The sequence below is a fragment of the Actinomycetota bacterium genome (assembly GCA_019347675.1).
In the GTDB taxonomy this organism is placed as follows: Bacteria; Actinomycetota; Nitriliruptoria; order Nitriliruptorales; family JAHWKO01; genus JAHWKW01.
In genome coordinates this window covers 154,119-178,086 of the sequence record JAHWKW010000001.1, presented here as the reverse complement: position 1 = coordinate 178,086, position 23,968 = coordinate 154,119, and the positions used below count along the sequence as shown (strand labels likewise).

The 23,968-nt window shown below is 71.8% G+C and carries 26 protein-coding genes; 13 read left to right on the top strand and 13 right to left on the bottom strand.

The features are described from left to right. The first annotated feature begins 58 nt into the window (after positions 1–58). A complete protein-coding gene (locus KY462_00870) occupies positions 59–715 on the top strand; it encodes an alpha/beta fold hydrolase (GenBank protein MBW3576297.1) in 657 nt (218 codons plus the stop codon). Position 716: 1 nt separating this feature from the next. After that, positions 717–956 (top strand): hypothetical protein, encoded by a 240-nt coding sequence (locus KY462_00865; protein ID MBW3576296.1) that lies wholly within the window; start codon positions 717–719, stop codon positions 954–956. A gap of 10 nt (positions 957–966) precedes the next feature. Here KY462_00865 and hypF read toward each other — a convergent pair whose 3' ends face one another. Genes hypF through KY462_00835 form a run of 6 tightly spaced genes read right to left on the bottom strand, consistent with a single transcriptional unit; the run spans position 967 to position 7,272 of the window. Further along, positions 967–3,216 carry a carbamoyltransferase HypF gene (gene hypF, locus KY462_00860; protein MBW3576295.1) on the bottom strand — a complete coding sequence of 750 codons (2,250 nt, stop codon included), beginning with the start codon at positions 3,214–3,216 and terminating at the stop codon, positions 967–969. A gap of 27 nt (positions 3,217–3,243) precedes the next feature. Further along, positions 3,244–4,338 (bottom strand): hydrogenase expression/formation protein HypE, encoded by a 1,095-nt coding sequence (hypE, locus tag KY462_00855; GenBank protein ID MBW3576294.1) that lies wholly within the window; start codon positions 4,336–4,338, stop codon positions 3,244–3,246. A 39-nt stretch (positions 4,339–4,377) separates the two neighbouring features. Then, positions 4,378–5,520, bottom strand: a complete 1,143-nt coding sequence (gene hypD / locus KY462_00850) for a hydrogenase formation protein HypD (GenBank protein ID MBW3576293.1) — start codon at positions 5,518–5,520, stop codon at positions 4,378–4,380. After that, positions 5,517–6,143, bottom strand: a complete 627-nt coding sequence (locus KY462_00845; protein ID MBW3576292.1) for an SIS domain-containing protein — start codon at positions 6,141–6,143, stop codon at positions 5,517–5,519. Before KY462_00845 ends, hypD begins: the two co-directional genes overlap by 4 nt. A 29-nt stretch (positions 6,144–6,172) precedes the next feature. Then, positions 6,173–6,904, bottom strand: a complete 732-nt coding sequence (locus KY462_00840; GenBank protein MBW3576291.1) for a hydrogenase assembly protein HupF — start codon at positions 6,902–6,904, stop codon at positions 6,173–6,175. Continuing rightward, positions 6,901–7,272 (bottom strand): HypC/HybG/HupF family hydrogenase formation chaperone, encoded by a 372-nt coding sequence (locus KY462_00835; GenBank protein MBW3576290.1) that lies wholly within the window; start codon positions 7,270–7,272, stop codon positions 6,901–6,903. Before KY462_00835 ends, KY462_00840 begins: the two co-directional genes overlap by 4 nt. A 538-nt stretch (positions 7,273–7,810) precedes the next feature. Here KY462_00835 and KY462_00830 point away from each other — a divergent pair. From KY462_00830 to KY462_00805, 6 genes are all read left to right on the top strand, one after another. Then, positions 7,811–8,239: a heavy metal-responsive transcriptional regulator gene (locus KY462_00830; GenBank protein ID MBW3576289.1), complete on the top strand. Its 429-nt coding sequence runs from the start codon at positions 7,811–7,813 to the stop codon at positions 8,237–8,239. Next, positions 8,236–8,427 (top strand): hypothetical protein, encoded by a 192-nt coding sequence (locus tag KY462_00825; protein MBW3576288.1) that lies wholly within the window; start codon positions 8,236–8,238, stop codon positions 8,425–8,427. The genes KY462_00830 and KY462_00825 overlap by 4 nt, the downstream gene beginning before the upstream one ends. A 189-nt stretch (positions 8,428–8,616) precedes the next feature. Beyond that, the gene (locus tag KY462_00820; GenBank protein ID MBW3576287.1) at positions 8,617–10,272 is read left to right on the top strand and encodes an ABC transporter substrate-binding protein; all 1,656 of its coding nucleotides are present in this window, start codon (positions 8,617–8,619) and stop codon (positions 10,270–10,272) included. Between the two features lie 6 nt (positions 10,273–10,278). Continuing rightward, complete coding sequence (locus tag KY462_00815; protein MBW3576286.1) at positions 10,279–11,241, top strand: ABC transporter permease; 963 nt, start codon at positions 10,279–10,281, stop codon at positions 11,239–11,241. A 28-nt stretch (positions 11,242–11,269) separates the two neighbouring features. Next, positions 11,270–12,106 carry an ABC transporter permease gene (locus tag KY462_00810; GenBank protein ID MBW3576285.1) on the top strand — a complete coding sequence of 279 codons (837 nt, stop codon included), beginning with the start codon at positions 11,270–11,272 and terminating at the stop codon, positions 12,104–12,106. Between the two features lie 302 nt (positions 12,107–12,408). Beyond that, positions 12,409–12,831, top strand: a complete 423-nt coding sequence (locus KY462_00805) for a hypothetical protein (protein MBW3576284.1) — start codon at positions 12,409–12,411, stop codon at positions 12,829–12,831. A 29-nt stretch (positions 12,832–12,860) separates the two neighbouring features. Here the strand turns inward: KY462_00805 and KY462_00800 are convergent, their stop codons facing one another. Together KY462_00800 and KY462_00795 are read right to left on the bottom strand one after the other, a co-directional pair. After that, positions 12,861–13,436 (bottom strand): hypothetical protein, encoded by a 576-nt coding sequence (locus tag KY462_00800; GenBank protein MBW3576283.1) that lies wholly within the window; start codon positions 13,434–13,436, stop codon positions 12,861–12,863. Continuing rightward, a complete protein-coding gene (locus tag KY462_00795; protein MBW3576282.1) occupies positions 13,436–15,358 on the bottom strand; it encodes an ABC transporter ATP-binding protein/permease in 1,923 nt (640 codons plus the stop codon). The genes KY462_00800 and KY462_00795 overlap by 1 nt, the downstream gene beginning before the upstream one ends. Before the next feature lie 74 nt (positions 15,359–15,432). Here KY462_00795 and KY462_00790 point away from each other — a divergent pair, with 74 nt between their 5' ends. Genes KY462_00790 through KY462_00780 form a run of 3 tightly spaced genes read left to right on the top strand, consistent with a single transcriptional unit; the run spans position 15,433 to position 16,949 of the window. Next, positions 15,433–16,197, top strand: coding sequence for a hypothetical protein (locus tag KY462_00790; protein ID MBW3576281.1), 765 nt, complete (start codon positions 15,433–15,435; stop codon positions 16,195–16,197). Continuing rightward, entirely contained in the window at positions 16,194–16,511 is a 318-nt protein-coding gene (locus KY462_00785; protein MBW3576280.1) for an AAA family ATPase, read from the top strand. Before KY462_00790 ends, KY462_00785 begins: the two co-directional genes overlap by 4 nt. Positions 16,512–16,532: 21 nt before the next feature. Then, positions 16,533–16,949 carry a hypothetical protein gene (locus tag KY462_00780; protein MBW3576279.1) on the top strand — a complete coding sequence of 139 codons (417 nt, stop codon included), beginning with the start codon at positions 16,533–16,535 and terminating at the stop codon, positions 16,947–16,949. A gap of 28 nt (positions 16,950–16,977) precedes the next feature. On the opposite strand, the gene KY462_00775 is transcribed toward KY462_00780, so the two are convergent. Genes KY462_00775 through KY462_00760 form a run of 4 tightly spaced genes read right to left on the bottom strand, consistent with a single transcriptional unit; the run spans position 16,978 to position 21,490 of the window. Next, on the bottom strand, positions 16,978–18,057 hold the full coding sequence (locus tag KY462_00775) for an ABC transporter ATP-binding protein (protein ID MBW3576278.1): 1,080 nt from the start codon (positions 18,055–18,057) through the stop codon (positions 16,978–16,980). Then, a complete protein-coding gene (locus KY462_00770; protein MBW3576277.1) occupies positions 18,054–19,673 on the bottom strand; it encodes an iron ABC transporter permease in 1,620 nt (539 codons plus the stop codon). Before KY462_00770 ends, KY462_00775 begins: the two co-directional genes overlap by 4 nt. Beyond that, positions 19,666–20,703 (bottom strand): extracellular solute-binding protein, encoded by a 1,038-nt coding sequence (locus KY462_00765; protein ID MBW3576276.1) that lies wholly within the window; start codon positions 20,701–20,703, stop codon positions 19,666–19,668. The genes KY462_00770 and KY462_00765 overlap by 8 nt, the downstream gene beginning before the upstream one ends. After that, the gene (locus tag KY462_00760) at positions 20,693–21,490 is read right to left on the bottom strand and encodes a hypothetical protein (protein ID MBW3576275.1); all 798 of its coding nucleotides are present in this window, start codon (positions 21,488–21,490) and stop codon (positions 20,693–20,695) included. The genes KY462_00765 and KY462_00760 overlap by 11 nt, the downstream gene beginning before the upstream one ends. Before the next feature lie 110 nt (positions 21,491–21,600). On the opposite strand from KY462_00760, the gene KY462_00755 reads away from it, so the two are divergent. After that, entirely contained in the window at positions 21,601–21,888 is a 288-nt protein-coding gene (locus KY462_00755) for a muconolactone Delta-isomerase family protein (GenBank protein ID MBW3576274.1), read from the top strand. A gap of 12 nt (positions 21,889–21,900) precedes the next feature. Continuing rightward, on the top strand, positions 21,901–23,067 hold the full coding sequence (locus KY462_00750; protein MBW3576273.1) for a MarP family serine protease: 1,167 nt from the start codon (positions 21,901–21,903) through the stop codon (positions 23,065–23,067). On the opposite strand, the gene KY462_00745 is transcribed toward KY462_00750, so the two are convergent. Continuing rightward, positions 23,037–23,966, bottom strand: coding sequence for a class I SAM-dependent methyltransferase (locus tag KY462_00745; protein MBW3576272.1), 930 nt, complete (start codon positions 23,964–23,966; stop codon positions 23,037–23,039). The genes KY462_00750 and KY462_00745 overlap by 31 nt on opposite strands. Between the last annotated feature and the right edge of the window lie 2 nt (positions 23,967–23,968).

The window sequence follows — 23,968 nt, the reverse complement described above, 5'->3', positions numbered from 1 at the left end:
CTCAGCGCGTACCGTACGGCTGATCGCTGCAAGACGCGAAGCCGAACCAGGAGGGCGCGTGCCCCGGATCTCCTTCGCCGCGGCTGATGGCGTCGTGCTGGAGGGGCGGCTCACGCTCCCCGACCAGTCGCCGCGCGGCGCCGCGATCGTGTGTCACCCGCACCCGCAGGCCGGCGGATCGATGGATTCGTGGATGATGCCGGTCCTGCAACGGGCGCTGGTCGGCGACGGCTGGGTGGGGCTGCGTTTCAACTTCCGCGGCGTTGGCCGCTCCGAAGGTTCCCACGGCGGGGGGCAGGCCGAACTCGCCGACGTCGCCGGCGCGGTCGAGCGTGTCATCGACGAGACCGGCGCCGAGACGTGCCTGATGCTGGTCGGGTGGTCGTTCGGGGCGCACGTCGCGCTGCGGTCGGCGTTGGACGACGAACGCGTCGACGGATGGGTGGGAGTGGGACTGCTCGCCGACGATGGCGACTTCGAGCTCCCGCCGCTGGCCGTCGACCGACTCGGCGAGTGGCGGGCACGCAAGCTGTTCCTGCACGGATCGCGCGATCAGTTCACGAGTCTCGATCAGCTGCGCCCGATCGTGGAGGCAGCTGCCCAGCCCAAAGAACTGCACGTGGTCGACGGCGGCGACCACTTCCTCGCCGAGCACGGCGACGTGCTGGCGGCCGAGGTACGCCGCTTCGGGCGCGTCCTGTTGGGCGGCGAGTAGCGTGCGCGCCCGCTACGTCAACCGTCTGACCCGTGCCGACGTCGGCCGCCGGGTCGTGGTCCGTCGCTGGGTCGAAGACGACCGGCGCGGGCTGGTGCCCAGCGACGTCCTCGGCCAGCTCGAATCCTGGTCGGACGACGGCGTGCTGACGATCCGCACCAGGCGGGACGAGCAGGTGCAGGTCGACGAGCGCGACATCCTGGCGGCCAAGTCGATCCCGCCTCCGCCGGCTGGTCGTTGACCGCCGCGCGTCACTGCCGTCGGCAGCCGGAAGCGATCGCGGCCTGTCCGATCGCGATGCCGCCGTCGTTGGCAGGCACCGAGCGGTGGACGAGGACGCCGAACCCGAGCGCCCGGAGCTGATCGGCGACCAGGTGTGTGAGCCGGACGTTCTGGAAGACCCCACCGCTGAGCGCCACCGTCTCCAGCTGCCGTTGCCGCGCCAGCGCGGTCGCCAAACGGACCGTCGCCGCGGCCAGGCCGGCGTGGAAACCCGCCGCGATGCGCGCGACGTCCACGCCACGTCGGCGCTCGTCGAGGATCGCTGCCAGCAGCGGAGCCGGGTCCAAGACCCCGTGGTCGACGTCGACCGGGTAGACGGGAGCGTCGGCCGGGAGGACCGCACGCGCACGGGCCTCCAGCTCGATCGCGGCCTGGCCCTCGTAGGTGACCCGCCCGCGGATGCCCAGCAGCGCCGACACGACATCGAACAGGCGGCCGGCGCTGCTGGTCCACAGGGTCGCGTCGGACGTGGCGACCTGCGCCACAGCGTCCCAGCGGTCGTCCAGTCCCGGCCCGATCGCCTCCAGCGTCTCGCGCCCCAGCGCCTCGCCGATCCAGCTCACCGCCATCCGCCACGGCTCGCGGATCGCCGCGGCACCGCCCGGGAGGGGAGCGGGTCGCAGGTGGCCGACACGCTCGAACCCGTCGAGGTCGGCGACCAGGAACTCCCCGCCCCACAGCGTCCCGTCGGTCCCGAACCCCAGCCCGTCGAACGCGATCCCCAGGACCGGCCCAGGCTCGCCGTGGTCCACCAGGCACGACGCGATGTGCGCGTGGTGGTGCTGGACCGGGTGGGGGAGTAGGCCGAACTCGGTCGCGAACTTGGTCGACAGGTACTCCGGGTGCAGGTCGTGGGCCACCACCTCGGGGGCGACACCGAACAGGTGACACAGATGCTCGACGGCCTGCAGGAACGACGCGTACGTCGGGTAGTGCTCGAGGTCGCCGATGTGGTGGCTGGCGATGACCGCGGTTGCCTTGGCCACCGCGACGGTGTTCTTCAGCTCCGCCCCGACGGCCAGGACCTGCCGCTGCGCCGGTGACGGCAGCGTCAGCGGCTCGGGCGCGTACCCCCGGGAGCGACGGATCGGCTGGAGCCGGCCGTCGACGCCTGCACGGATGACGCTGTCGTCGCAACGGATGTGGATGGCGCGGTCGTGGGACAGGATGGCGTCGACCAGGGGACCCAGACGGGCGACCGCGTCGTCGTCGTCGTGCGCGATCGGCTCGTCGGAGAGGTTCCCGCTGGTGAGCACCAGCGGACCACCCAACCGCGTGGCGATCAGGTGGTGCAGCGGTGACGGCGGGAGCATCACCCCGAGCTCGGGCAGGCCCGGGGCGACCGCATCAGCGACCGGCGCGTCGCGGCGGCGGGGGGCCAGCACGATCGGGCGGCGTGGTGAGATCAGCTCGGACTCCGCGTGCGCGTCGAGGTCGCACACGGCGCGCGCGCCGTCGAGGTCGGTGACCAGCAGCGCGAACGGCTTGTCGTCGCGCGACTTGCGCCGGCGCAGCTCCCCGACCGCCCCCGCGTCGGCCGCATCGACCGCGAGGTGGTACCCGCCAACGCCCTTGATGGCCACGATGCGGCCCTGGGCGAGGTGCTCCAGGGTCAGATCGAGGGCGTCCGCGCCTTTGGCCTGCGGCACCCCGGCGGGGTCGGTCAGGGCCAGGTCCGGGCCGCAGTCGGGGCAGGCGTTGGGCTGAGCATGGAAGCGACGATCACCCGGGTCGTCGTACTCGGCCTGGCAGCGGGCGCACATCGTGAACGACGCCATGGTGGTCAGCGGGCGGTCGTAGGGGATGCGACGGGTGATGGTGTACCGCGGACCGCAGTTGGTGCAGTTGATGAACGGGTAGCCGTAGCGGCGGTCGGCCGGGTCGTCGAGCTCGGCCAAGCAGTCGTCACACGGTCCGACGTCGACGCTGACCGGGACGTTGGCAGGGCCGCGCTCGCTGCTCGACACGATCGTGAAGCCGCCCGCGTCGGCGGTGGGGGCGATGATCCGCTCGGTGGCGACCGTGGCGACGCGGGCCAGCGGCGGGGCGTCGTCGACGAGGCGTCGGCACAGCTCGTCGAGGTCGGCGGGGGCGCCTTCGGCCTCGATCACCACACCGAGGCTGTCGTTGGAGACGTGCCCGTCCAGCGCCAGGTCGACGGCCGTGCGGTACACGAACGGGCGGAAACCGACCCCTTGCACGGTGCCGGTGACCCGGATCCGCCGTCGTTCGCGCAGCACCGGGAGTCAGCAGATCCGCGGCAGCGGATCCCCGACGAGCATGTCGACGATGCGGCTGCCGCCGAACGAGGTCTGCAACAGCACCGTGCCGGCGGGTTCGGCGCGGACCTCACCGATCACCGCGGCGTCCTTGCCCAGCTCGTGGGCTCGGAGCGCGTCGAGCGCGGCGCGAGCCTCGTCGGGGGGGACGATCGCGACCAGCTTGCCTTCGTTGGCCACGTACAGCGGGTCGATCCCCAGGATGTCGCATGCTCCCAGCACGGTCCGGTCGATGGGGAGCGCATGTTCGGCCAGGACCACCGACAGATCGGTCGCCTTGACCAGCTCGTTCACGACGGTGCCCACCCCGCCGCGGGTGGGGTCACGCAGCCACCGCGTGTGGGGTGCGGCGTCCAGCAGCGTCTCGGTGAGACCGTTCAGCGCTGCGGTGTCCGAGCGGATGTCGGCGTCGAGGTTGAGGTCGCCGCGGGCGACCATCACCGCCATGCCATGGTCGCCGATGTTCCCCGTGACGAACACCTTGTCCCCCGGCCGGACCAGGTCGGCGGCCAGGCGACGCCCCTTGGGGATGACACCCACCCCGGTGGTGTTCACGTACAGCCCGTCCGCGGCGCCCTTGTTCACGACCTTGGTGTCACCGGTCACGATCGTGACCCCGGCGCGGGCCGCGGCCTCGGCCATGTCCTCGACGATGTCGCGGAGGTCGTCGACCGCCAGGCCCTCCTCCAAGACGAACGCGACCGACATCCACGTCGGTTGCGCACCCATGCAGGCCAGGTCGTTGACCGTGCCGTGCACCGCCAGGGACCCGATCGTGGCGCCGGGGAACCGCCACGGGTTGACCACGAACGAGTCGGTGCTCATCGCGAGCCGGTCACCCGACGGCAGCTCGAGGACGGCGCCGTCCCCAAGCGGCTCCAGCAGCTCGTTGCTGAACGCCTCGACGAACACCGCGTCGACCAGCGCCGCGGAAGCCTTGCCCCCCGCCCCGTGAGCGAGATTGACCGCGTCCTCCTTCAGCCGGGGACGCTTGCGGCGGAAACGCTCGATGCGGGCGAGGACCTCCTCCTCGCGGGGGTCGTACGCCTCGGTGCGGCTCATGGGCCAGTCCTCGTCGGTGCTTGCCGTCGCGCGGCTGTTCTAGGCCACCGGCAGGCTGGTGACGTCGTCGCTCGTGGCGACCACGTCGTGCAGCCGGCCGAAGTTGTAGTAGGCCGCGCAGGCGCCCTCCGACGACACCATGCAGGTCCCGATCGGCGTCTCGGGGGTGCACGACGTCCCGAAGACCTTGCACTCCCACGGCTTGATGACGCCCTTGAGGACCTCCCCGCACTGGCACGACTTGGGATCGGCTACGCGGACGCCGGGGACGTCGAAGCGCAGCTCGGAGTCCCAGTCGGCGAACGCGTCGTTGAGCTTCAGCGCGCTCTGGGAGATGAACCCCATGCCGCGCCACTCGAAGTGCGGCCGCAGCTCGAACACCTGCGCCAGGATCTGCAGGGCACGGGGGTTGCCCTCGTCGTGCACCACGCGGGTGTACTGGTTCTCGATCTCGCAGCGGCCCTCGGCCAGCTGCACCAGCAGCATGTAGACCGACTGCAGCACATCCAGCGGTTCGAACCCGGCGGTGACCAGCGGCTTGCCGTAGTCGCGCGTAACGAAGCGGTACGGCCGGTTGCCGATGACGGTGGAGACGTGCCCGGGACCGATGAACCCGTCGAGGCGCAGGTCCGGCGACTCGAGGATGGCGCGGATCGGGGGGACGATCGTGACGTGGTTGCAGAACACGCTGAAGTTGCGGATCCCGGCCGCCTTGGCCTTGAGCAGGGTCACCGCCGTGGACGGCGCGGTGGTCTCGAACCCCACCGCGAAGAAGACCACGTCCCGGTCGGGGTTGTCCGACGCGACCTTCAACGCGTCCAGCGGCGAGTAGACCATACGGACGTCGGCGCCCTGCGCCTTGGCCTCCAGCAGGCTCCCGCTCCCGCCGGGCACCCGCATCATGTCCCCGAACGAGGTGAAGATCACCCCGGGGGTCCGGGCGACGTGGATGGCGTCGTCGATGCGACCCATCGGGATCACACAGACGGGACAGCCGGGGCCGTGGACCAGCTCGACGTTGTCGGGGAGCAGTTGCTCGATGCCGTGGCGGTAGATCGTGTGGGTGTGCCCGCCACAGACCTCCATGAACTTGTAGTGGCGGTCGGGGGCCGCCAGGTCGCGGATCTCCCGCACCAGGGTGCGGGCCGCGGCCGGGTCTCGGAACTCGTCGACGAACTTCACGCGGCAGCCTCCCCATCGAGCCTGGTCTGGACGCGGTTCCACAGCTGGTACGCGGTGGCTGACTGCGCCTCCTGGATACGGTGGACGCTGTCGGAGCGGACGATCACGCAGTGCTGCAGGTCAGCACAGGCGCCCATCGCCCCGCCGTCGTAGCCGGCGAAGCCAACCGTGAGCACGTCGCGCCGACGGGCCTCCTCGAACGCCTTGATCACGTTGTCGGAGTTCCCGCTGGTGGAGAACCCCATCGCGATGTCGCCGGGGCGGGCGTGGGCGATCAGCTGACGCGAGAACACCCAGTCGAAACCGATGTCGTTGGCCAGAGCGGTGAGCACCGACTCGTCGCTGGCCAGCGACCGCCCCGCCAGTGACCGTCCGCCGGGCGGGTGGGTGAACAGCGCAGCGACCCCTGCCGCGTCCGTGGCGCTCCCGCCGTTCCCGAACGTGAACAGGCGCCCTCCACCGGCGAACCGCTCGGCCATCGCGTCGGCGATCTGGTCGAGCTGGGCGTCGCAGGCCTGGAGCGTGGCGGCCGACAGGGCAGCGCTCTGGGCGGCCTTGGCCTCCGCCGAGCGTGCGAGGTCGTCGAGGAGCGATCCGGCGTCGCGCTCGTCGCCGTCGATCATCGGGTAGAGGAAATCCGCACCTTGTTGGCTCACCGGCTGTCCTCGAGATCGATCCGTGACAGCGCCGAACCGGCGTGCACCAGGACCAGATCGTGCTCGTCGACGTCACCGACGAGCGTCGTGTCGATCTTCTCCCAGCCCTGCGCGGTGCGGGCGAGCGCTTCCCCACCGGCGCGGACGCTCACGATCTCGGCCAGACGTCCCTCGTCGGAGCAGGTGATGCAGACGTCATCGGTGCAGACCTCGTCGTCGGTCGTGAGCAGGCCGGGGTGCTCGAAGCAGACGTGGGTGAGTTCCCACAGCAGGTGGTACAGCAGGATGAACCGGCCGTCGTAGGGTGCGAGGACGTCGTCGGCGTGCAACCACAGGACGTGGTCAGCGGACCCGCTGGGAGGTCGTTTCCCGGTCCCGATCCACACCGTGGTGGCGCCCCACGCGTCCGCGCGCCGCATCGCTTCGCGGACCGCCGGGTCGTGTGCGCTGCTGACGGCCAGGACGAGGTCGCCCGGGCGCGTCGAGACCCGCAGCGCACCGACCAGGTCGTCGTGGGCGGGGACCATCAGGGCCGGTAGCGCGCGCTTGCCCACGATGACGGGGTGAACGAACTCCACCGCGACGTGCCGGGCGTGGTGCGGCCAGGTCGGTGAGCAGCACCACATCGTCGCGCCCGCCGCGAAGGCACGCGCCATGGCGAGCGAGGCGGCAGCGAGGTCGGCCGCGAGCTCACCGAACTCGCTGCGGACCGGCTGCTGGACGGTCATACCGGATCGGTCTCCAACGGTCCGGGGAGATCCACAGCGAAGGGATCGATCTCGCCGTCAGCGCTGAAGTCAGAGATCTCCTGCTCGTAGGCGTCACCGAGCGCCTTCAGCGCCCGCAACGTCTCGTTGGCCTCCGCCTCGTCGATCCTGGACATGGCGAAGCCGACGTGGATCAGGACCCAGTCGCCGACGAAGACGGCGTCCTCCCCGGTGATGTCACCGATCACGATCGCGTCTTCGCCGTTGTCACCGCCGACGCCGAGCAGTGCGACGGAGATCTCCCGCCGTACCCCGTCGACGTCCACGATGGCGCGCTGCTGCTCGGCGTCGGCGATCTCGACGATCTGCCCGGGGATCCCGAGGCACATGCACGTCCCCCTCGGCTGCGACGGCCGTGCGCTCCCGCACGGCCCGACTCTGATGATAGTGCCGCCCGGGTATCTGTCGAACGCAGCTAGCGGATGTTGCACCCGGGTCGCACGGGCGCGGGTCGTCGTCACCGCGACGCAACATCGACGCGCCGGCGGGTGCAGTCGATCCGCACATAGGTGCACAACACACCTATTGCACGTGTCGGGCAGAACGTGCATGGTATGGAGTCAGTCGGGCGTTGACGGGTGCGCTCGGGGCGGCCATCGCGCTGACCATCGGGGATCAGCGCGGCTGGTCGGCATCCGATCGCCCGACGACCGCCGGCCGGTCCTCCAAGCCGCGGCGCGAGCCCTCGCCGAGCGGGAGCCATCCCGTCCGGCGGCGTCGCGCGGCGGAGGACCGGCCGGCTTCTCACATCCCGGCTTCTCACATCCCGGCTTCTCACATCCCGGCTTCCCACATCGACGTCGATCGACGAAGGGGAAGTCGCGCGCGCTAGCATTGGAGTCAACTTCAAGGTTTACACTCGTTCCCGTGACCGACCACATGACGATCTCGGACTTCGCGGCCCGCGCTGGAACGACGGCCGACACGGTGCGCTACTACGAACGCATCGGGTTGCTGCCGGAGTCACGCCGCAGCGACAGCGGCTACCGGCTGTTCGGCGAGCACGACGTCGAGCGGCTGCGCTTCGTCAAGCGCGCTCAGAGCTTCGGACTGCACCTCGAGGAGATCGCGGCGCTGGTGCGGGCCCGTGACCGGGGGCTGTGCCCGTGCGGTCATGCCCGCGAGCTGCTCACCGACCGGTTGGCCGAGATCGAGGAGCAGCTGGAGTCGCTGAGCCGCCTCCGCGACGAGATCCACACCATGCTCGACGAGGGGGCCGTGGCCGGTGACGGCTGCTGGCCGTGCGGATCGTCCCTGCTCCAGATCCAGAAACTTCCGAGGGAGGTGAATCCATGACGACCCAGACCGAAGCGACCTGCACCTGCGGGTGCGGGGTCACCACCAACGTGACCGACGCGGCTGAGGGCTGCGCGTGCGGCTGCGCGTGCTGTTCCCCACCGGAGTCGAAGGACGAGGAGGTCGCCGAGCTGCACCGGCTGCGCGAGGCGATCGAGACCCGGCTCGACGAGCTCGGTGCCAGCTGATCGAACGGCTGGAGATCCTTGGAGGGCCGCTGCCGCACGGGTAGCGGCCCTCGTCACGTCCCGACACCGGCGACGTGGTCGGGGGGTGCGCGCGTCGCGGCCCGCGTCGCCGCACTATATGCGTTGCGCACTTACCGGCTGGTCGCGCTGGTTCTAACGTCCCGCCCCGATCCAGCCGGGAGGGCGCCGGTGCGCAAGCTCGTCACGATCGCTGTCTGCGCCGCGTTGGGCCTCGTGGCCTGTGACCAGGGTCAACAGCGGCGCCCGCCCCCGGGCGCGGGACCCACCGGCCCGGGGACGACCGCGACCGCCGAACCGGTCCGGGGCGGGACGCTGGTGGTGGGGATCTCGTCCGACCCCGGCCACCTCAACCCGGCGATCACGACCAGCGGGGCGACCCACACCGCCTCCGAGCTGCTCTACAACGGCCTCCTGGCCCTGGACGAGGAGGGCGAACCGCGCCCGGAGCTGGCGACCGACTGGGACGTCGAGGACAACGGGGCGCTGTACCGCTTCCACCTCCGCGACGACGTCACCTGGCACGACGGCGAACCGTTCACCTCTGCGGACGTCAAGTTCTCGTTCGAGGAGGTTCTGCTGAACTTCCACGCCCGGACGAGAGCGTCGCTGTCGGGGGTGCTGGACACCATCGAGACGCCCGACGACCACACCGTGGAGTTCCGGTTCACCCAGCCCTACGCCCCGCTGCTCCTCCAGCTCGACGTGACCGAGGCTCCGATCGTCGCCGAGCACATCTACGCCGGGACCGACCCCCAGGAGAACCCGGCCAACACCGACCCGGTGGGCACCGGACCGTTCCGCTTCGGGTCCTACACAGAAGGGTCGGAGATCCGCCTGGAGCGCAACGACGACTACTTCGAGCGCGACCTGCCGTTCCTCGACGCGGTCGTGATGCGGGTCATCCCCGAGCGGGCCACCGAACTGCTGGCGCTGGAGCGCGGAGAGGTCGACTGGATCTGGAACGTGCCCGGCCCCGACCTCGAAAGGGTCCGTAACAGCCCCGACATCGACACGGCGCAGACCGCGTCGAACCCGGGCGGATCGAACTGCATCATGACGATGAGCTTCAACCTCGACCGCCCCGTCCTCGGCGACGTGCGCGTCCGACGGGCCATCGCTCACGCGCTGGACCGCCAACGCTTCCTCGACCAGATCGAGTTCGGACAGGGCCACGTCGCCGAGGCCCCGATCTCGCGCGGCATCCCGTGGGCGCACGCGGACGGGGTCGACATCCCCGAGTTCGACCGCGACGAGGCCGCCCGACTCCTCGACGAGGTCGGGTGGCGCCAGCAGGACGGCGGTCCCCGCGTGGCTCAAGGGATCAACGGCATCGAGGACGGCACGCCGTTGCGCATCGACTTCCTGGCCTTCCCGACCTTCGCCAGGTACGGCGAGCTGGTTCGAGAGCAGCTGGGGGCGGTCGGGATCGACGTGCAGTTGCGGCCGCTGGAGCCGCCGGTGTTCGCCGACACCGTGTTCGCGCAGGACGACTTCGACACGAACGTGATCTCCTACTGCAACGGCCCCGACCCCGAGATCGGCGTGCGGCGGATGTACGACTCGTCACAGATCGGCGACGTCCCGTTCACCAACGCCGCCCAGTACCGCAACGCCGAGGTCGACCGCCTCTTCGAGGAGGCGGTGCGTGCGATCGACCGTGACGAACGGTCGGACCTGTACCGCCAGATCCAGGAGATCGTGGTCCAGGACGTGCCGTACATGTGGTTGGTGGACAGCAGATCCACCCGCGCGTGGCGCGCCGACTGTGGTGGTTTCCGGCCGTGGACGGGACACTTCGCCAAGGCGGCGTTCTGTCGGGAGTAGACCAGGATGGACCCGCGGTACCTGCTGCGGCGACTGGGGCAGGTACCGGTGACCGTGGCGGCGATCGTCGTCATGACGTTCGTCCTGATCCACCTGGCGCCCGGCGATCCGATCCTGGCGCTGGCCGGGCAGTACGGCGACACGGCGTACTACGCCGAGATGCGGGCCAAGTTCGGTCTCGATCGACCTTTGCCGGTGCAGCTGGTGACGTACCTGGGCAACGTGGCCCGCGGGGACCTGGGCACCTCCTTCACGACGGGGCGGCCGGCAGCATCGATCGTGGCCGAGCGGCTCCCGGCAACCATACTGCTGTCCGCGACCGCGCTGATTGTGTCCAGCATGGTCGGGGTGGCGATGGGGACGGTGGCTGGGCGACGGCCGGGCCGTCCGGCCGACGTCACGCTGCGGGTCGGCGCGATCTGCGGGTACGCGACCCCGTCGTTCTGGCTCGCTCAACTGGCACTGATCTCGCTTGCGTTCGGCGCCGACCTGTTCCCCATCCAGGGGATGACCGACGCCCGCCGGTCGCTGACGGGCATCGGGAGCCTCCTCGACGTCGTGCATCACTTGGCGTTGCCCGCCCTGGTGCTGGCCGCATCCGAGGTCGCGCTCACCACCCGGTTGGCCCGGACAGGCCTGATCGAGGCGGGCCGTGGCGAGTACATCCGCGCCGCCCGCGCCAGGGGACTGTCCGAGCGCCGCGTGACGCGCCACGCCCTGCGGACGGCGCTGCTGCCGCTGATCACCGTGCTGGGAGGACGGGTCGGGATGTTCTTCGCGGGGGCCGTCCTGGTCGAGATCGTGTTCGCGTGGCCGGGTCTGGGCCGCCTGCTGTTGGGCTCCGCCCAGACCCGTGATTACCCGGTGCTGCTGGGGATCTTCCTGGTCGTGTCGCTCGGGGTGGTGGTGGTCAACCTCGTGACCGACCTGCTCTACGGCTGGCTGGACCCGAGGATCCGCTACCAGTGACGCGACCGTGACCGACGGACCCGCGACGGTGGTCGCGCTCGGTCCTGTGCGCCTGCGACGGCTGGTTCGCAGCCCTGGCGGGGCGGTCGGTGCGGGCCTGACCGCCACGGTCGTCGTCGTGGCCGCCGCCGCCGGCTGGCTCGCCCCGGGGGATCCGTTCGCGTCGGTCGCCCCGGCCCTGCAACCGCCTTCCGCCGCGCACCTGCTGGGCACCGACGACCTCGGTCGGGACCTGTTCACGGCCGTGGTGCACGGCCTGCGCACCTCACTCCTCGTCGCGATCGCGGTCGCGCTGGTCGCCGGCGTGGTCGGGGTGACGGTGGGCGGGGTGACCGGGTACGTCGGCGGGCTCGTCGACGATGCGCTGATGCGCGTCACCGAGTTGGTGCAGGTGGTGCCCCGCTTCTTCCTCGCCGTGGTGGTGATCGCGCTGTGGGGCCCGGGGATGGACCACCTGATCCTGCTGCTGGGTCTGACGTCGTGGACGTGGACCGCACGGATCGTCCGCGCGGAGACCTACACGCTGCGCGAACGCGAGTTCGTCGACGCCGCCCGGTCGCTGGGGGGTTCACACCGACGGATCGTGCTCCGCCACGTGCTCCCCAACGCGCTGCCGCCCACCGTCGTGATGCTGTCGGTGGTGGCGTCCAGCGCCATCCTGATCGAAGCGGGCCTCGGTTTTGTTGGGCTCGGTGATCCGCAGGTCGTCAGCCTCGGTTCGCTGGCAAGTGACGCACAGCGGTTTCTGCGCACTGCCTGGTGGATGGCGCTCTTCCCGGGTGTGGCGATCGTGATCACGATCGTCGGGATCAACCTGCTCGGTGACGAACTCAACGATCTTCTGGACCCGCGCCTTGGCCGGTGAAAAGCGGTGGGGCCTCACACCGACCGAGCGCTACCCTCCTCGTAGGAGGTGTGCGTATGTTCGACTTCTTCAAGCGAATTCTCGGTGGCGGCCAGTCGCGTGAGGACCTTGAACGCGAGGCCCAGAACGAGATCCGGCGCGCCACTGAACAGGCCCACGCAGAACGGGGGTACCGGCCGTCCACAGGGTGGCAGGGCCCGCCGGGGATGGGCGGCCGGACGCCGAGCCAGCAGTCCCAGCGCGAGTCGGGCGAGACCTGGTCCGCCCCTGGCCGACAGGGTCGGAGCGGGCGGGGACCGGACGTGAGCTCCCGGGTCGGCGACGACCTGCAGCGAGCCAGCGACCAACTCCGCGCCGACGAGGCGCGGAACAGGCCGTCGACCGGGTGGCAGGGAACGCCGTCGTCGGGTGACCGGCGGAGCCCTGCTCGCGAGGCCCCCTCGACGGCCGGCGGTGGGACCGAGCCAGCAGCCGAGGAAGCGCCCAGCCGCCAGCAGCCCCGTGGGCGTCAACGCGCCGACACGGCAGGGGTCCGTGGCGGCAACGGCGGGCCGCTGGACGAGAAGCTGCGGCAGGTCAGCGGCGTCGGCCACGCCAAGCAGAAGGCGCTGATCGAGCACTTCGGGTCGGTGGAGGCTATCCGCGACGCCAGCGTCGACGAGCTGACCGAGGTACCGGGCGTCGGTCGCCGCGTCGCCGAGCTGATCCACGAGACCCTGCGCTAAGCGTCGGATCGCCCGGGTCGCTGGCGCGGTTACGGCGACGCGCCCGGGCCGGGTTCGACGCCCAGCAGCCGCGCCATGCGCCAACGCTCGTCCGGACCACGCTGTAGCCGCACGACCCGGACGAACGGCGGTCCGGCGGGGCGCTCGTCGATCACCGCGTCGTTCTCGACGAGCTGGCGGGCCCCCAGGCGGAGCGTCACCGCGAGCACGACCTGGTCGGGAGCGGGCTGGTCGCGGACCTCGACGTCGATCACCTCGTCGCCGTCCCAGACGTACCGGCGATCACGCGCGCGCATCTCCTCCAGCCGGTCGCGGAGTACCGCGTTGCAGAAGCAGTCCTCGGTGTAGATCTCGTCGACCAGTTCGGGGCTGGGCTGGGAGTACAGGAACGCTTCGAAGGAGCTGATCTCGCGCCAGATCGCCGCGAAGTCCTCGCCGGTGGTCTGAGGGGTGGGCGTGGCGGTCGGGGCGGCAAGAGGCGCTTGACGGGGGCCGGCCACCGTCCGGCCGGTCGTGGTCAGTCCCGCAGCCCACGCGCCCACGGCCAGGGCCAGCACCACGGCCGCAGCGATGCCAACACGCAACGGCGTCAGGATCTCGGGCATCATCTGTCCTCCACGGTCGAGTGGCTGGTCACCAGCGGGGCGTGGTTGGCCCCGCCCGTGGCCGGGCGCCCAAGCGAACCTGCTCGGAACTGGCTCCTGTACAGCTCCGCGTACACACCGCCGGCAGCCATGAGCTCCTGGTGGGTGCCGCGCTCGGCGATGTGACCGGCTTGCAGGACCAGGAGGACGTCCGCAGCGACCACCGTCGACAACCGGTGGGCGATCACCAGGCTGGAACGGCCAGCCAGCGCCTCCGCGAGCGCGCGCTGCACCAGCCGTTCCGACTCGGAATCGAGGTGAGCCGTCGCTTCGTCGAGGATGACCACCGCCGGGTCCTGCAGCAACAGGCGGGCGATCGCCAGGCGCTGTTTCTCGCCTCCGGAGAAGCGGTACCCCCGCTGACCGACCACGGTGTCGTACCCGTCGGGCAGCGCGGCCACCTGATCGTGGATCTGCGCTGCGCGCGCCGCATCGATCAGCTCCTGCTCCGTGGCGTCGGGCTTGGCGTACAGCAGGTTGCTGCGGACGGTGTCGTGGAACAGGTGCGGATCCTGGGCCACCACACCCACGGCCGCGGCGAGGCTGTCGCGGGTCACTTCGCGGACGTCGTGGCCGTCGATGCGCACCACCCCGTCGGTGACGTCGTAGAGGCGGGCCAGGAGCATCGCGGTGGTGGTCTTTCCCACACCCGACGGTCCGACCAGCGCGACCGTGTGGCCGGGATCGATCGTGAACGACACGTCACACAAGACCCACCGGCGGTCGCCGTCGCTCTCGATGTGGGCCCCCGCCAGGGACGGCAGCGTCACCTCCGCAGCGGCCGGATAGCGGAACCACACCCGGTCGAACTCGACGTGGCCACGCGGTTGGGGCAGCGCGACAGCGCCGGGCCGCTCGACGATCGCCGCCGGGAAGTCGAGCACCTCGAACACCCGCTGGAACGACACCAACGCCGTGGCCAGGTCCACGCGGGCGTTGGCCAGCATCGTCAGCGGGGTGTACAGCTGCGTGAGGTAGGCGCTGAACGCCACGATCGTGCCCAGCGACAGGGACCCTGCGATCACCGCTCGACCACCGACCCAGTAGACCAGGCCGGTGCCCACGGCGGCGACCAGCGCAAACCCGACGTGGAACATGCGGCTGTACACCGCCGTCTCGACGCCGAGATCACGGACCCGGCGGGCGCGACCGGCGAACCCGGCGACCTCGCGGTGGGGTCGCCCGAGAAGCTTGACCAGGAGCGCCCCGCCCACCTGGAAGCGCTCGGTCATGTCGGTCGCCATGGCGGCCTCCGCCTCGAGCTTCTCGCCGAGGAGCCGGTGCAGCTGGCCGCGCATCCGGCGGGTCACGACCACGAACAGCGGGGCGATCGCCAACGCCATCAGCGTCAACCGGACGTCGAGCAGCAGCATGGCGACCACGGTGACCGCCACGCCGAGGACCGTCTGGCCAACCGAGCTGATCGTCTCGGTGAACGCCCGGTGGCCGCCGACCAGGTCGCTGGTCAGGCGGCTGATCAGCGCGCCGGTCTGCGTGCGCGTGAAGAACGCGAACGGCATGCGCTGGACGTGCTCGAACAGCGTCACGCGCAGGTCGAAGATCACCCGCTCGCCCAGGTGCGAGGAGAACCAGCGGGTCGCGATCTGGCTCGTGGCCGCCGCCGCCGCGACCATCAGCACCGCCACCGCCAGGACGGTGAGCAACCCCAGCCGCTGGTCGCCGATGGCGTCATCGATGATGGCGCGGTACAGCAGCGGTGGCACCGCGCCGAGGACCGCGGTGAGCGCGATCGTCGCCAGCAGGCCCGCCAGGTGGCCGCCGTAGGGCCGGGCCAGCCGCCACACGCGCCCGGCAAGTTCGCGCGAGACGCGGGCGGAGGGATCGCTGCCTCTGGGGCCAAGTGCACGCCAGGTCGTGTACATCACCGCGCATCATGGCAGTTACCGACCGGGTGCGCGCGCCGGCGAACGGTGTGGCAGTCGCCACGACAGGTACCGTGCCCGCCATGCGGATCGCGTTCGTCGGGAAGGGCGGGTCGGGCAAGTCGGCCATCGCCGGGACGTTCGCGCGTTTGCTGGCCCGCCGGGGCGATCCGGTGCTGGTCCTGGATTCGGATCCCATGCCGGGCCTGGCACTGTCGCTGGGGATGGACGTCGCGGAGGCGGGCATCCCCGATGAGGCGGTGGTGGAAGGTCCGGAAGGCGGGCCCCGCTACGTCCTGCGCGGCGACCTGTCCCCCGCCGAGGCGGTGGAGCGGTACGCCGCGACCGGCCCCGACGGCGTGCGGCTGTTGCAGCTGGGCAAGCTCCGCGGCCACTCCAGCACCCTGGTCCGCTCGCAGTTCGCGTTCCGCGAGATCGCTGAGCGCCTCAGCGACGGTGACTGGCACCTGATCGGGGACCTGCCCGGCGGCACCCGCCAGCCGTTCTTCGGGTGGGGTGGGTTCGCCCGCACGGTGCTGGTCGTGGTGGAGCCCACCGCCAAGTCGTTGCTGTCAGCGCGGCGCCTGGCGCGCCTGGGGCGCGGCGAGGACGCCCCGCGGGTCGTGGCGGTCGCCAACAAGGTCCGCGGCGACGCCGACGCTGAGCGGATCACCCAGCGCACCGAGCTGGAGGTCATCGCCGCGGTGCCGTGGGACGAAGCCCTCCTCGGCGCCGAGCAGCACGGCCGCGCCCCGGTCGAGGACGTCCCGGACTGCCCCGCGGTGGCGGCGGTAAGGTCGTTGGTGGAGCGGCTGCGGACCCAGGAGGGACCCACGTGAAGATCGCCGTCGTCGGCAAGGGCGGCTCGGGCAAGACGACCACGTCCGCGATCGTGGCGCGCACTCTGGCCCGTGGCGGCCGACCGGTCGTGGCACTGGACTGCGACGCCAACGCCAACCTCGGACTGTCCCTGGGTGTCGGCGAGGACGAGACCGAGCGGCTGGTGTCGCTGCGTCAGGCCGTGGATCAGGGCACCGAGGCGCACGCCACCGAACCCGACGAGATGCTGGCCCGGTTCGGCTCCGACGCCCCGGATGGCGTCCGGCTCACGGTGGTGCACCGCATCGACAACCCGGTCTCCGGCTGCCCCTGATGCGGCCTGAACGCCGAGCAGTTGCTCGGCCAGGTCGAGGCCAACGGCCGCACGGTCGTCGCTGACTTCGAGGCCGGCATCGGAACGCTCAGCCGGATGAGCGCCGGGTACGTCGACACGGTCCTGGTCGTCGTCGAGCCCAACCCCAAATCGATCGAGGTGGGCACCCGCGCCGCGGACCTGGCAGGCGACAAGCAGCTGGGGACCGTGGTGGTGGTCGCGAACCGGGTCCGAGACGACGAGGACCTCGCCCGGATCCGCGATGCCTTCGGTGGCCGCCACCAGCTGGTCGTGGTCCCCGACGACCCGGTGATCATCACCGCCGACCGTGAGGGTGTGGCACCGATCGACCTCGACCCGCACGCCCCGGCCGTGCGGGCCCTGGCCGGCCTCGCCGAGACGCTGGCCGGTGGCAACCACGCGGTCAGCGGCGCGTGAGGCCAGCCGCCGACAGGCGCCGACCGGGCTACCGCACGCTCGAGCGCAGGACCCACACACGGTCGAGGCGCCAGCCCACCCGCTCGCCGGCGCGTGCCACCGGCGGGCCAGGCAGCCTCACCGTGACGTCCCCGGCGGCGGTCTCCACGCGGTAGTCGGTGTAGGCGCCGCGGTACCACGCCCGGCGGACCACCCCGGGCAGTGGCCCGCCCAGCGTGGTCCACTCGGGTCGGACCAACGCGCGGAGCGCCCCGTCGGTGACCCCGTCGGTGGCCCCGTCGACGGCGACGTCGACCTCGACGTCACCGAGGCGGACGCGCGCTGCATCGTCGCGGCCGACCGTGTCGACCTGCAGGACCGCCGCCGGGCCGGTGAGCTCCGCGGCCCACAGGTCGACCGGCTGCTCGTACACCTGCTGCGGCGTGCCGATCTGCACCAGCCGCCCGTCGCGCAACAGCGCCACCCGGTCGGCGACCGCCAGCGCCTCCGCCGCGTCGTGGGTGGCGTACAGCGCCGCCGCTTCGGCCTCCTGGCGGCGTTCGGCCACCTCCTCCTGCAAGGCTGCCCGCAGCGGCGTGTCGAGGTGTGCCGTCGGCTCGTCGAACAGGTACAGCCCCGCATCGCAGGCCAGCGCCCGTGCCAGCCCGACGCGCTGCTGCTGTCCACCGGACAGCTCGGCGGGGTGGCGGTCGGCCAGCGCCGCGATCGCCAGGCGGTCGAGGAGTGCGCGGGCCTGCCGCTCGGCGTCGGCGGGGGCGACCCCGCGGCGCCGCAGCGGGTAGGCGACGGTCTCCAGAGCGGTCAGGTGCGGCCACAAGGCGTAGTGCTGGAACACCACCCCGACGCGGCGGCGTTCGGGCGGTCGGTGCCGACCGGGTCCGGCGACCTCTTCACCAGCGATACGCAGGCTCCCCGCGGTCGGGGCGACGAACCCTGCGACCGCGTACAGCAGGGTGGTCTTGCCCGAGCCGGACGGTCCGAGCAGCGCGATCGCCTCGCCTCGGCCGACCGTGAGGTCGAGTTCGTCCAGGACCCGGGTGTCGCCGTAGGACACCACCACACCGCGGCACTCGAGTGCCGCGGCTTGATCCGGTGCCGCCCCGCTCACGTCCGGGGCCGCAGCAGCACGAACAGTGGCGCGGACCCGACCAGCACCAGCGCGGTCAGGAGCACCGCCAGCGCCGAGGTCACCGTCACGTCACCGAGCTGCAGGGTGTTCAACACCACCACCGCCAGCGTCTCGCTCCCGGGTCCGTACAGCAACGCCGACATGGTCAGCTCGTGCACGGCAGTGACGAAGACCAGCAGCCACGCCCCGGCAAGCGCCGGTCGCAACAGCGGTGCGGTGACCGTGCGCAGGCTGGTCAGCGGTCCCGCCCCGCTGGCGCGGGCGGCGCGGGGCAGGTCAGGGGGAAGGCCCTCCACCGCGCCGGCGATCGTGCGGTGACCCAGCGCCCACAGCTTGGCCACGTAGGCCACGAGGATCAGCAGGAGGGTGTCGCGCAGCCAGCGGCCGTAGGCCAACAGCACCGCGACGGCGAGCGCGGAGCCGGGCACGGCGAACGTCAGGATCGCCGCGGTCCCCAACGCCCGGCCAGCACGGCGACGGTGCAGTGACGCGAGCAGCCCACCCAGCAGCACCGCCGCGGTGGCGGTCGCCACCGCCAGCACCATGCTGTTGCGCAGCGCTCTCACCGCCGTGACCGACAGGGCCTGGGAGAAGTTCGCCAGCGTCCAGTTCCCCGGAACCGGCGCGAGCCCGGCACCCCGCGTGACCGCCGTGAGGACCAGGGCGCCCAGCGGCACAACGGCGGTGACCGCCAGGAACGCGCCGAGCGCGACCGCCGCTCCCCGGGGGCGGCGCGTGGTGGGGCCCGCACCGCCCGCCGGGGCGCCGGTGCGGGTCACCGGGCCGCGGACGCCGGTCGCCGCGTCGGCTGTGCCGACCGTCGCCAACGCGAGCACCGCCAGGGTCGTGGACAGCACCACGACCCGGGTGAACGCTGCCGGGTCGGCGGCGAACGCCAGGTCGCGGTAGATGCGGGTGGTGAGCGTGACGAACCCGGCCGGCAGGCCCAGGACGGCGGGGATCCCGAAGGCGTTGACCGCCGTGACGAAGACCAGTGCCGCGGCCGCGACCAGGGCGGGGCGCAGCAGCGGGAGCGTGACCGTGCGGAACGTCACCAACCGCGACGCTCCGGCGACGCGGGCGGCGCGCTCCAGGTCCGGTTCGGCGCGTGAGGTCAGCGCCCCGGCCACCACCAGGTACGCCAGCGGTAACGCGTGCACGGCGATCACGGCGACCACCCCGACGGGGCCGATCAGCCCCGGTAGGGCGACACCGAGCAGGTCGTCGATGAGACCCGACGGGCCGTAGGCCCGCGCCCAGCTCTCGGCCGAGACGAAGGGCGGCACCAGGAACGTCAGCAGGACCCCCACCCTGAGCGCCCGTCGGCCCGGAGCGGCGGTGCGCTCGGTGACCAGCGCTGCCGCCATCCCACCGGCGACCGCCAGGGGCGTGACCGCCACGGCCGTCCACACGGTGTTGAACGCGGCCCGCCCCGACCCGGGACGGGCGAAGGTCGCGCGGAGCGCGGAGGAACCCTGCCCCACGGCGGTCGCGACCAACTCGACGACCGGCACGACGCTGATCAGCGCGAGCAGAACCGCCGCCACGATCACCCCGGCCGGGCCCCACCCCAGCCGGCGTGCGACGTCACCCACCGAAGATGGTCCGGTACTGCTCCAGCAGTTGATCCTGACGGTCGAACGCCTCCTGCCAGTCGGGGGTGACCGTCGGGCCGCCACGGTCCCAGGCGACGTCGTCGCGGACCGGCTGCCAGCCGGTGCCGGCGATCGCCTGCTGGGCGTCGCGGGTGAGCGTGAAGTTCGCGAACGATTCCGCAGCGGCGGCGTTGGTGGTGGCGGCCACCACCGCGATCGGGCTGTACATCGCGATGGCTCCGGGCTCGGGGAAGACCACCTCGACCGGCGAGCCCTTCTCGACCGCGGTGAAGGCGGTCTTGTCCAGGCTCATCCCCGCGGAGTACCGGCCCTCGGCCACGCCGGTGACGACGTCGCCGGGAGCCTGGACCTGCACCGCACCGCGCTCCTTCAACGCCCGGTAGAAGTCGAAGCCGAAGTCCTCGGCGAGTGCGAAGTACCCGAGCGCCCCGAACGCCGACCCCGCGAAGCCCGGATCGGGGATCGCGACCGGCTGTGGGAGGTCACGCTCGGCCAGGTCCCGCCACGCCGCCGGGGCCAGGTCCAGATCGGGCTGGTGCACCAGGACCATGTTGAGGATCCGGGTCCCGAAGAAGGTCTCCTGTCTGAACCGCTCGGGGACCGCACCGAGCTCGCCCGGTGTCCACGACCGCAGCAGCCCCTGAGAGGCGTACTGCTGCATCGACAGCGGATCGGTCAGCCACAGAACGTCCGCGCGGATCCCTCCCTGACGTTGTTCCGCCGCGATCCGCCCGGCGAGCTCGCCGGTCGGGGCGCGGAGAACCTCGATCTCCGCGTCGCCGTGGGTCGAGCGCCAGGCGTCGACGACGGCCGCCACGGTGTCCTCGGTCACCGACGTGTACAGCCGGATGGTGCCGGACGGCTCGGCAGGGCCGGTCGCCGGTCCCGGTGTGGCCGGGCTGCCGGCCGGCTCGGTGGCGCAGGCCACCGCGAACACCGCGATGACGGCGACGACCCAGCGCAGGACGCGTGTCCCACTGCCCGACACCGTGCGTGGCTCAGCGTCCACCGGCCATCACCATGCCCGGTCCGCTGTGCGCGACCCGCCGGTTGGTGATCTCCAGCTGCCGCGTGGTGTAGCGGCGCAGGTTGGTGAGCTGACGCTGGTCGAGCCGGTCGCAGACCCAGTCCCAGTGCATCGATACCCAGTCGCCCGGCTGCAGATCCTCGACGAATCCCAGCCCGTCGACCGCGCGTGCGACGGTCTCCGGTTCCGGTTCGCCCAGCGACAGCTCGGACCCGTCCCACTGGAGCAGCCGGGCCCGGACGAGGACCTGGTCACCGAGGCTGGTCACGACCCGTCCCCAACGGATGCGGCAGCGGTCCAGCTGGTGCAGCGGATGGTCGGAGCGGCCGGACTCCAACAACCCGACCCACGGGTAGACGCCGAAGACGTGGAACGAGTGGTGAGCGACCGCCCCGGCCGGGATCGCCTCGGCGAGGTGATCCCAGCGTCGGCCCGCGACCCGCCGGAAACGCTCCCACACCGCCTTCCCGAAGTCCGTGGCGGCGACGCGGTCGAGGAGGCCGTTGCCGATCCAGTACGCCTCCACGACCCGCCGGTCGAACGGATCGTCGATGCCCGCCGCCCCGGCGATCAGCCGCAGGTACGGCCACGGACCCGTGAACGCCCGTGCCAGCTGCACCAGCCCCGGGTCGCTGACCTGCGCGGCGCCGTAGTCGAGGAGTGCGCCATGGTCCTCCGGACCGCAGTAGCCGAGCTGGTTGGGCGGGTAGGCGTACCGCGCGAACAGGACCGGACCGGCCGGTGGGGACACGTGACGTGATGGCTGCATGGCTCCTCCTTGGCGACACGGTACGGGCCACTGGGCCGACATCCCACACCGCACTGGTCCCGCGGCCCACCAACGGGTTAGGTTCGTGCGGTCGACGTCGAAGGGTGGGGATGAAGTTCCTGGTGATGTGGCGCATCGAGATCGCCCGGCTCTCGACGGAGGTGATCAGGGCGGTGTTGCGCATGCCCGACTACGCCGAACCGCTGCAGCAGCAGGGCAAGGTGGTGGCCCGCTACCACATCGTCGGCTCACACGGCGGGGCATGGATCTACGACGTGGACTCCAACGAGGAGCTCGAGCGGCTGCTGGCCCAGTCCCCCGTCTACAACTTCGCCCGCTACGAGGTGCACCCGCTGGCCGACATGGCGGCCCCCCCGGTGGCCGAGCCGCAAGCCTGATCCGCCCCGTCGGTGAACCTGCTCGACGTCATCATCATCATCGCGCTGGCCTCGGCAGCGTTCCAAGGCGCGCTGGCGGGCGCGGCCGTGCAAGTCGGGTTCTTCACCGGGTTCCTGAGCGGCATGGGAGCCGGGGCGATCATCGCACCGGCCGTCACCCCCTTGTTCCGCGGGTACGTGGGCCAGCTCCTGGTGACCCTGTTGCTGGTGTTCGGCGTCGCGACGGCCCTGGCGGTGGTCGGCGTCCACGTTGCCCTGCACCTGCGCGGCCAGCTGCGAGAGGCGGGGGCGGGTCCCGCCGACCGTGCCGTCGGCGGCGGCGTCGCCGCGCTCGCCCTCCTGGTGATCATGTGGGTGTTCACGTCGGCGTTGGCGGCGGCGCCCGCGGCGGTGATCACCGGCCAGATCCACGGCTCGGCCGTGCTGAACGTGGTCGACGGCGTGTTGCCGCCGGCCCCGGCGGTGTTCGCCCAGCTGGGGCGGACCTTCGACGTGCCCGGCGCTCCGTCGCTGTTCACCGGGCTGGAGCCCGAACCAGCAGAGCCGGTCGATCTCCCGTCGGACGCGGAGGTCGCCGCCGCCACCGACGCGGGACGGCGAGCCACGGTGAAGGTGTTCGGCCGGGGCTGTCCGGTCGAGCAGCAGGGGTCGGGCTTCGTGGCCGGCCCGGAGCTGGTGGTCACCAACGCCCACGTCGTCACGGGCGCCAGCGAGGTCGTCATCGAGGGCATCGACGGTCGCGACGCGGCGGTGACGGTGGCGTTCGACGCCGACCTCGACATCGCCGTGCTGCACGTCGACGGGCTGGCCACCGTTCCGCTGGAGCTGGAGGCGGAGCCGGCCGAGCGGGGCGCGACCGGGGCGGTCCTGGGCTTCCCGCTCGGGACGTTCCGCTCCGAGCCGGCTGCGGTGCTCAGGCGCTTCACCGCCGTGGGCCGCGACCTGTACGGCAGCGGCCGGGTGCGGCGTGACGTGTACCAGCTGCTGGCGCACATGCCCGAGGGCGGGTCGGGCGGGCCGCTGCTCACATCCGATGGCCGGGTGATCGGGGTGGCGTTCTCCCGGTCGCTGCGTGATCCTCAGGTGGGGTACGCGCTGACCTCCGTGCCGGTACGCGAGATGGTCCTCGAGGCGTCCGGATCGACCCCTCAGACGTCGACGGGGCGTTGCTTGGCCTGACCCGATTCCCAGCTGATGACCGCTCCCGGCAGGGTCTTCAGCGGCGGGCGCAGCCGGTCACCGTCGCGGACCAGCCACGCCGACAGCACCCGCTGCAGTTCCCGGCGCAACGTGGGCGTGTCGTTCAGCAGCAGCTGCTCGTGGTGGTCGTCGACCGCCTCCGCGACGCTGGTGTACCGCCGCCCGACCGGGACCTCGACCACCTCGACGTGCGGGTCGATCCCGAGCTCGCGGAGGATCGCGACCGCGTCGAGCCAGGTCGGGGCGGGGGCGCGGGGCCGGCCGTGGAAATGACGCCACAGGTGGTCGTGCACCAGGTCGGGGCTGGCGGCGCTGAGGTAGACGAAGACGCGCCGGCGGGCCGCCGCGTCCAGCTTGTCGATGAACGCTGCCACGTCGGCGACGACCGGCAGCACGTAGGAGCACACCACCACATCGCCGACGATCCCCGCGACCTCCTCCCAGCGGCCGTGGCAGGTCTCGACGTTCGACAGCCCGCGGCGGTCGGCCTCGCCGCGCAGCAGCTGGAGCATGCGGGGGCTCTGGTCGACCGCGACCACGCGCGCCACCACCGGCGCCAGCTCCAACGCGAACCGCCCCGTTCCGGCGCCCACGTCGACCACGGTGGTGCGACGCCCGCAGCGGCGACGCACCCGCCGCAGGAACGGATCACGCTCGGCGCTGCCCGCCACACGGTCGGCGTACCGAGCGGCGCGGCGGTCCCAGAACGCGGGCCCGACGTCGCCTCCGGCGGGCCGCAGGCGACCCATCTCCTCCAGTCGCGCCTCGACGAGCCGCCGCCAGCGGTCAGCCGCCGACCCGGCGGTCCGTCGCTCGTCACCGCCGGGTGCGGACACCACCGGGTGTCCCGCTTGCTCGTCGCCACCCGCCGGATGCACGC

Coding starts and splice junctions, on each gene's coding strand:
- hypE (MBW3576294.1), bottom strand. CDS start 4,338: ATGAGCCGCACCGAGGCGTACGACCCCCGCGAGGAGGAGGTCCTCGCC.
- KY462_00845 (MBW3576292.1), bottom strand. CDS start 6,143: ATGATCGACGGCGACGAGCGCGACGCCGGATCGCTCCTCGACGACCTC.
- KY462_00840 (MBW3576291.1), bottom strand. CDS start 6,904: ATGACCGTCCAGCAGCCGGTCCGCAGCGAGTTCGGTGAGCTCGCGGCC.
- KY462_00835 (MBW3576290.1), bottom strand. CDS start 7,272: ATGTGCCTCGGGATCCCCGGGCAGATCGTCGAGATCGCCGACGCCGAG.
- KY462_00825 (MBW3576288.1), top strand. CDS start 8,236: ATGACGACCCAGACCGAAGCGACCTGCACCTGCGGGTGCGGGGTCACC.
- KY462_00815 (MBW3576286.1), top strand. CDS start 10,279: ATGGACCCGCGGTACCTGCTGCGGCGACTGGGGCAGGTACCGGTGACC.
- KY462_00800 (MBW3576283.1), bottom strand. CDS start 13,436: ATGCCCGAGATCCTGACGCCGTTGCGTGTTGGCATCGCTGCGGCCGTG.
- KY462_00795 (MBW3576282.1), bottom strand. CDS start 15,358: ATGTACACGACCTGGCGTGCACTTGGCCCCAGAGGCAGCGATCCCTCC.
- KY462_00760 (MBW3576275.1), bottom strand. CDS start 21,490: ATGCAGCCATCACGTCACGTGTCCCCACCGGCCGGTCCGGTCCTGTTC.
- KY462_00755 (MBW3576274.1), top strand. CDS start 21,601: ATGAAGTTCCTGGTGATGTGGCGCATCGAGATCGCCCGGCTCTCGACG.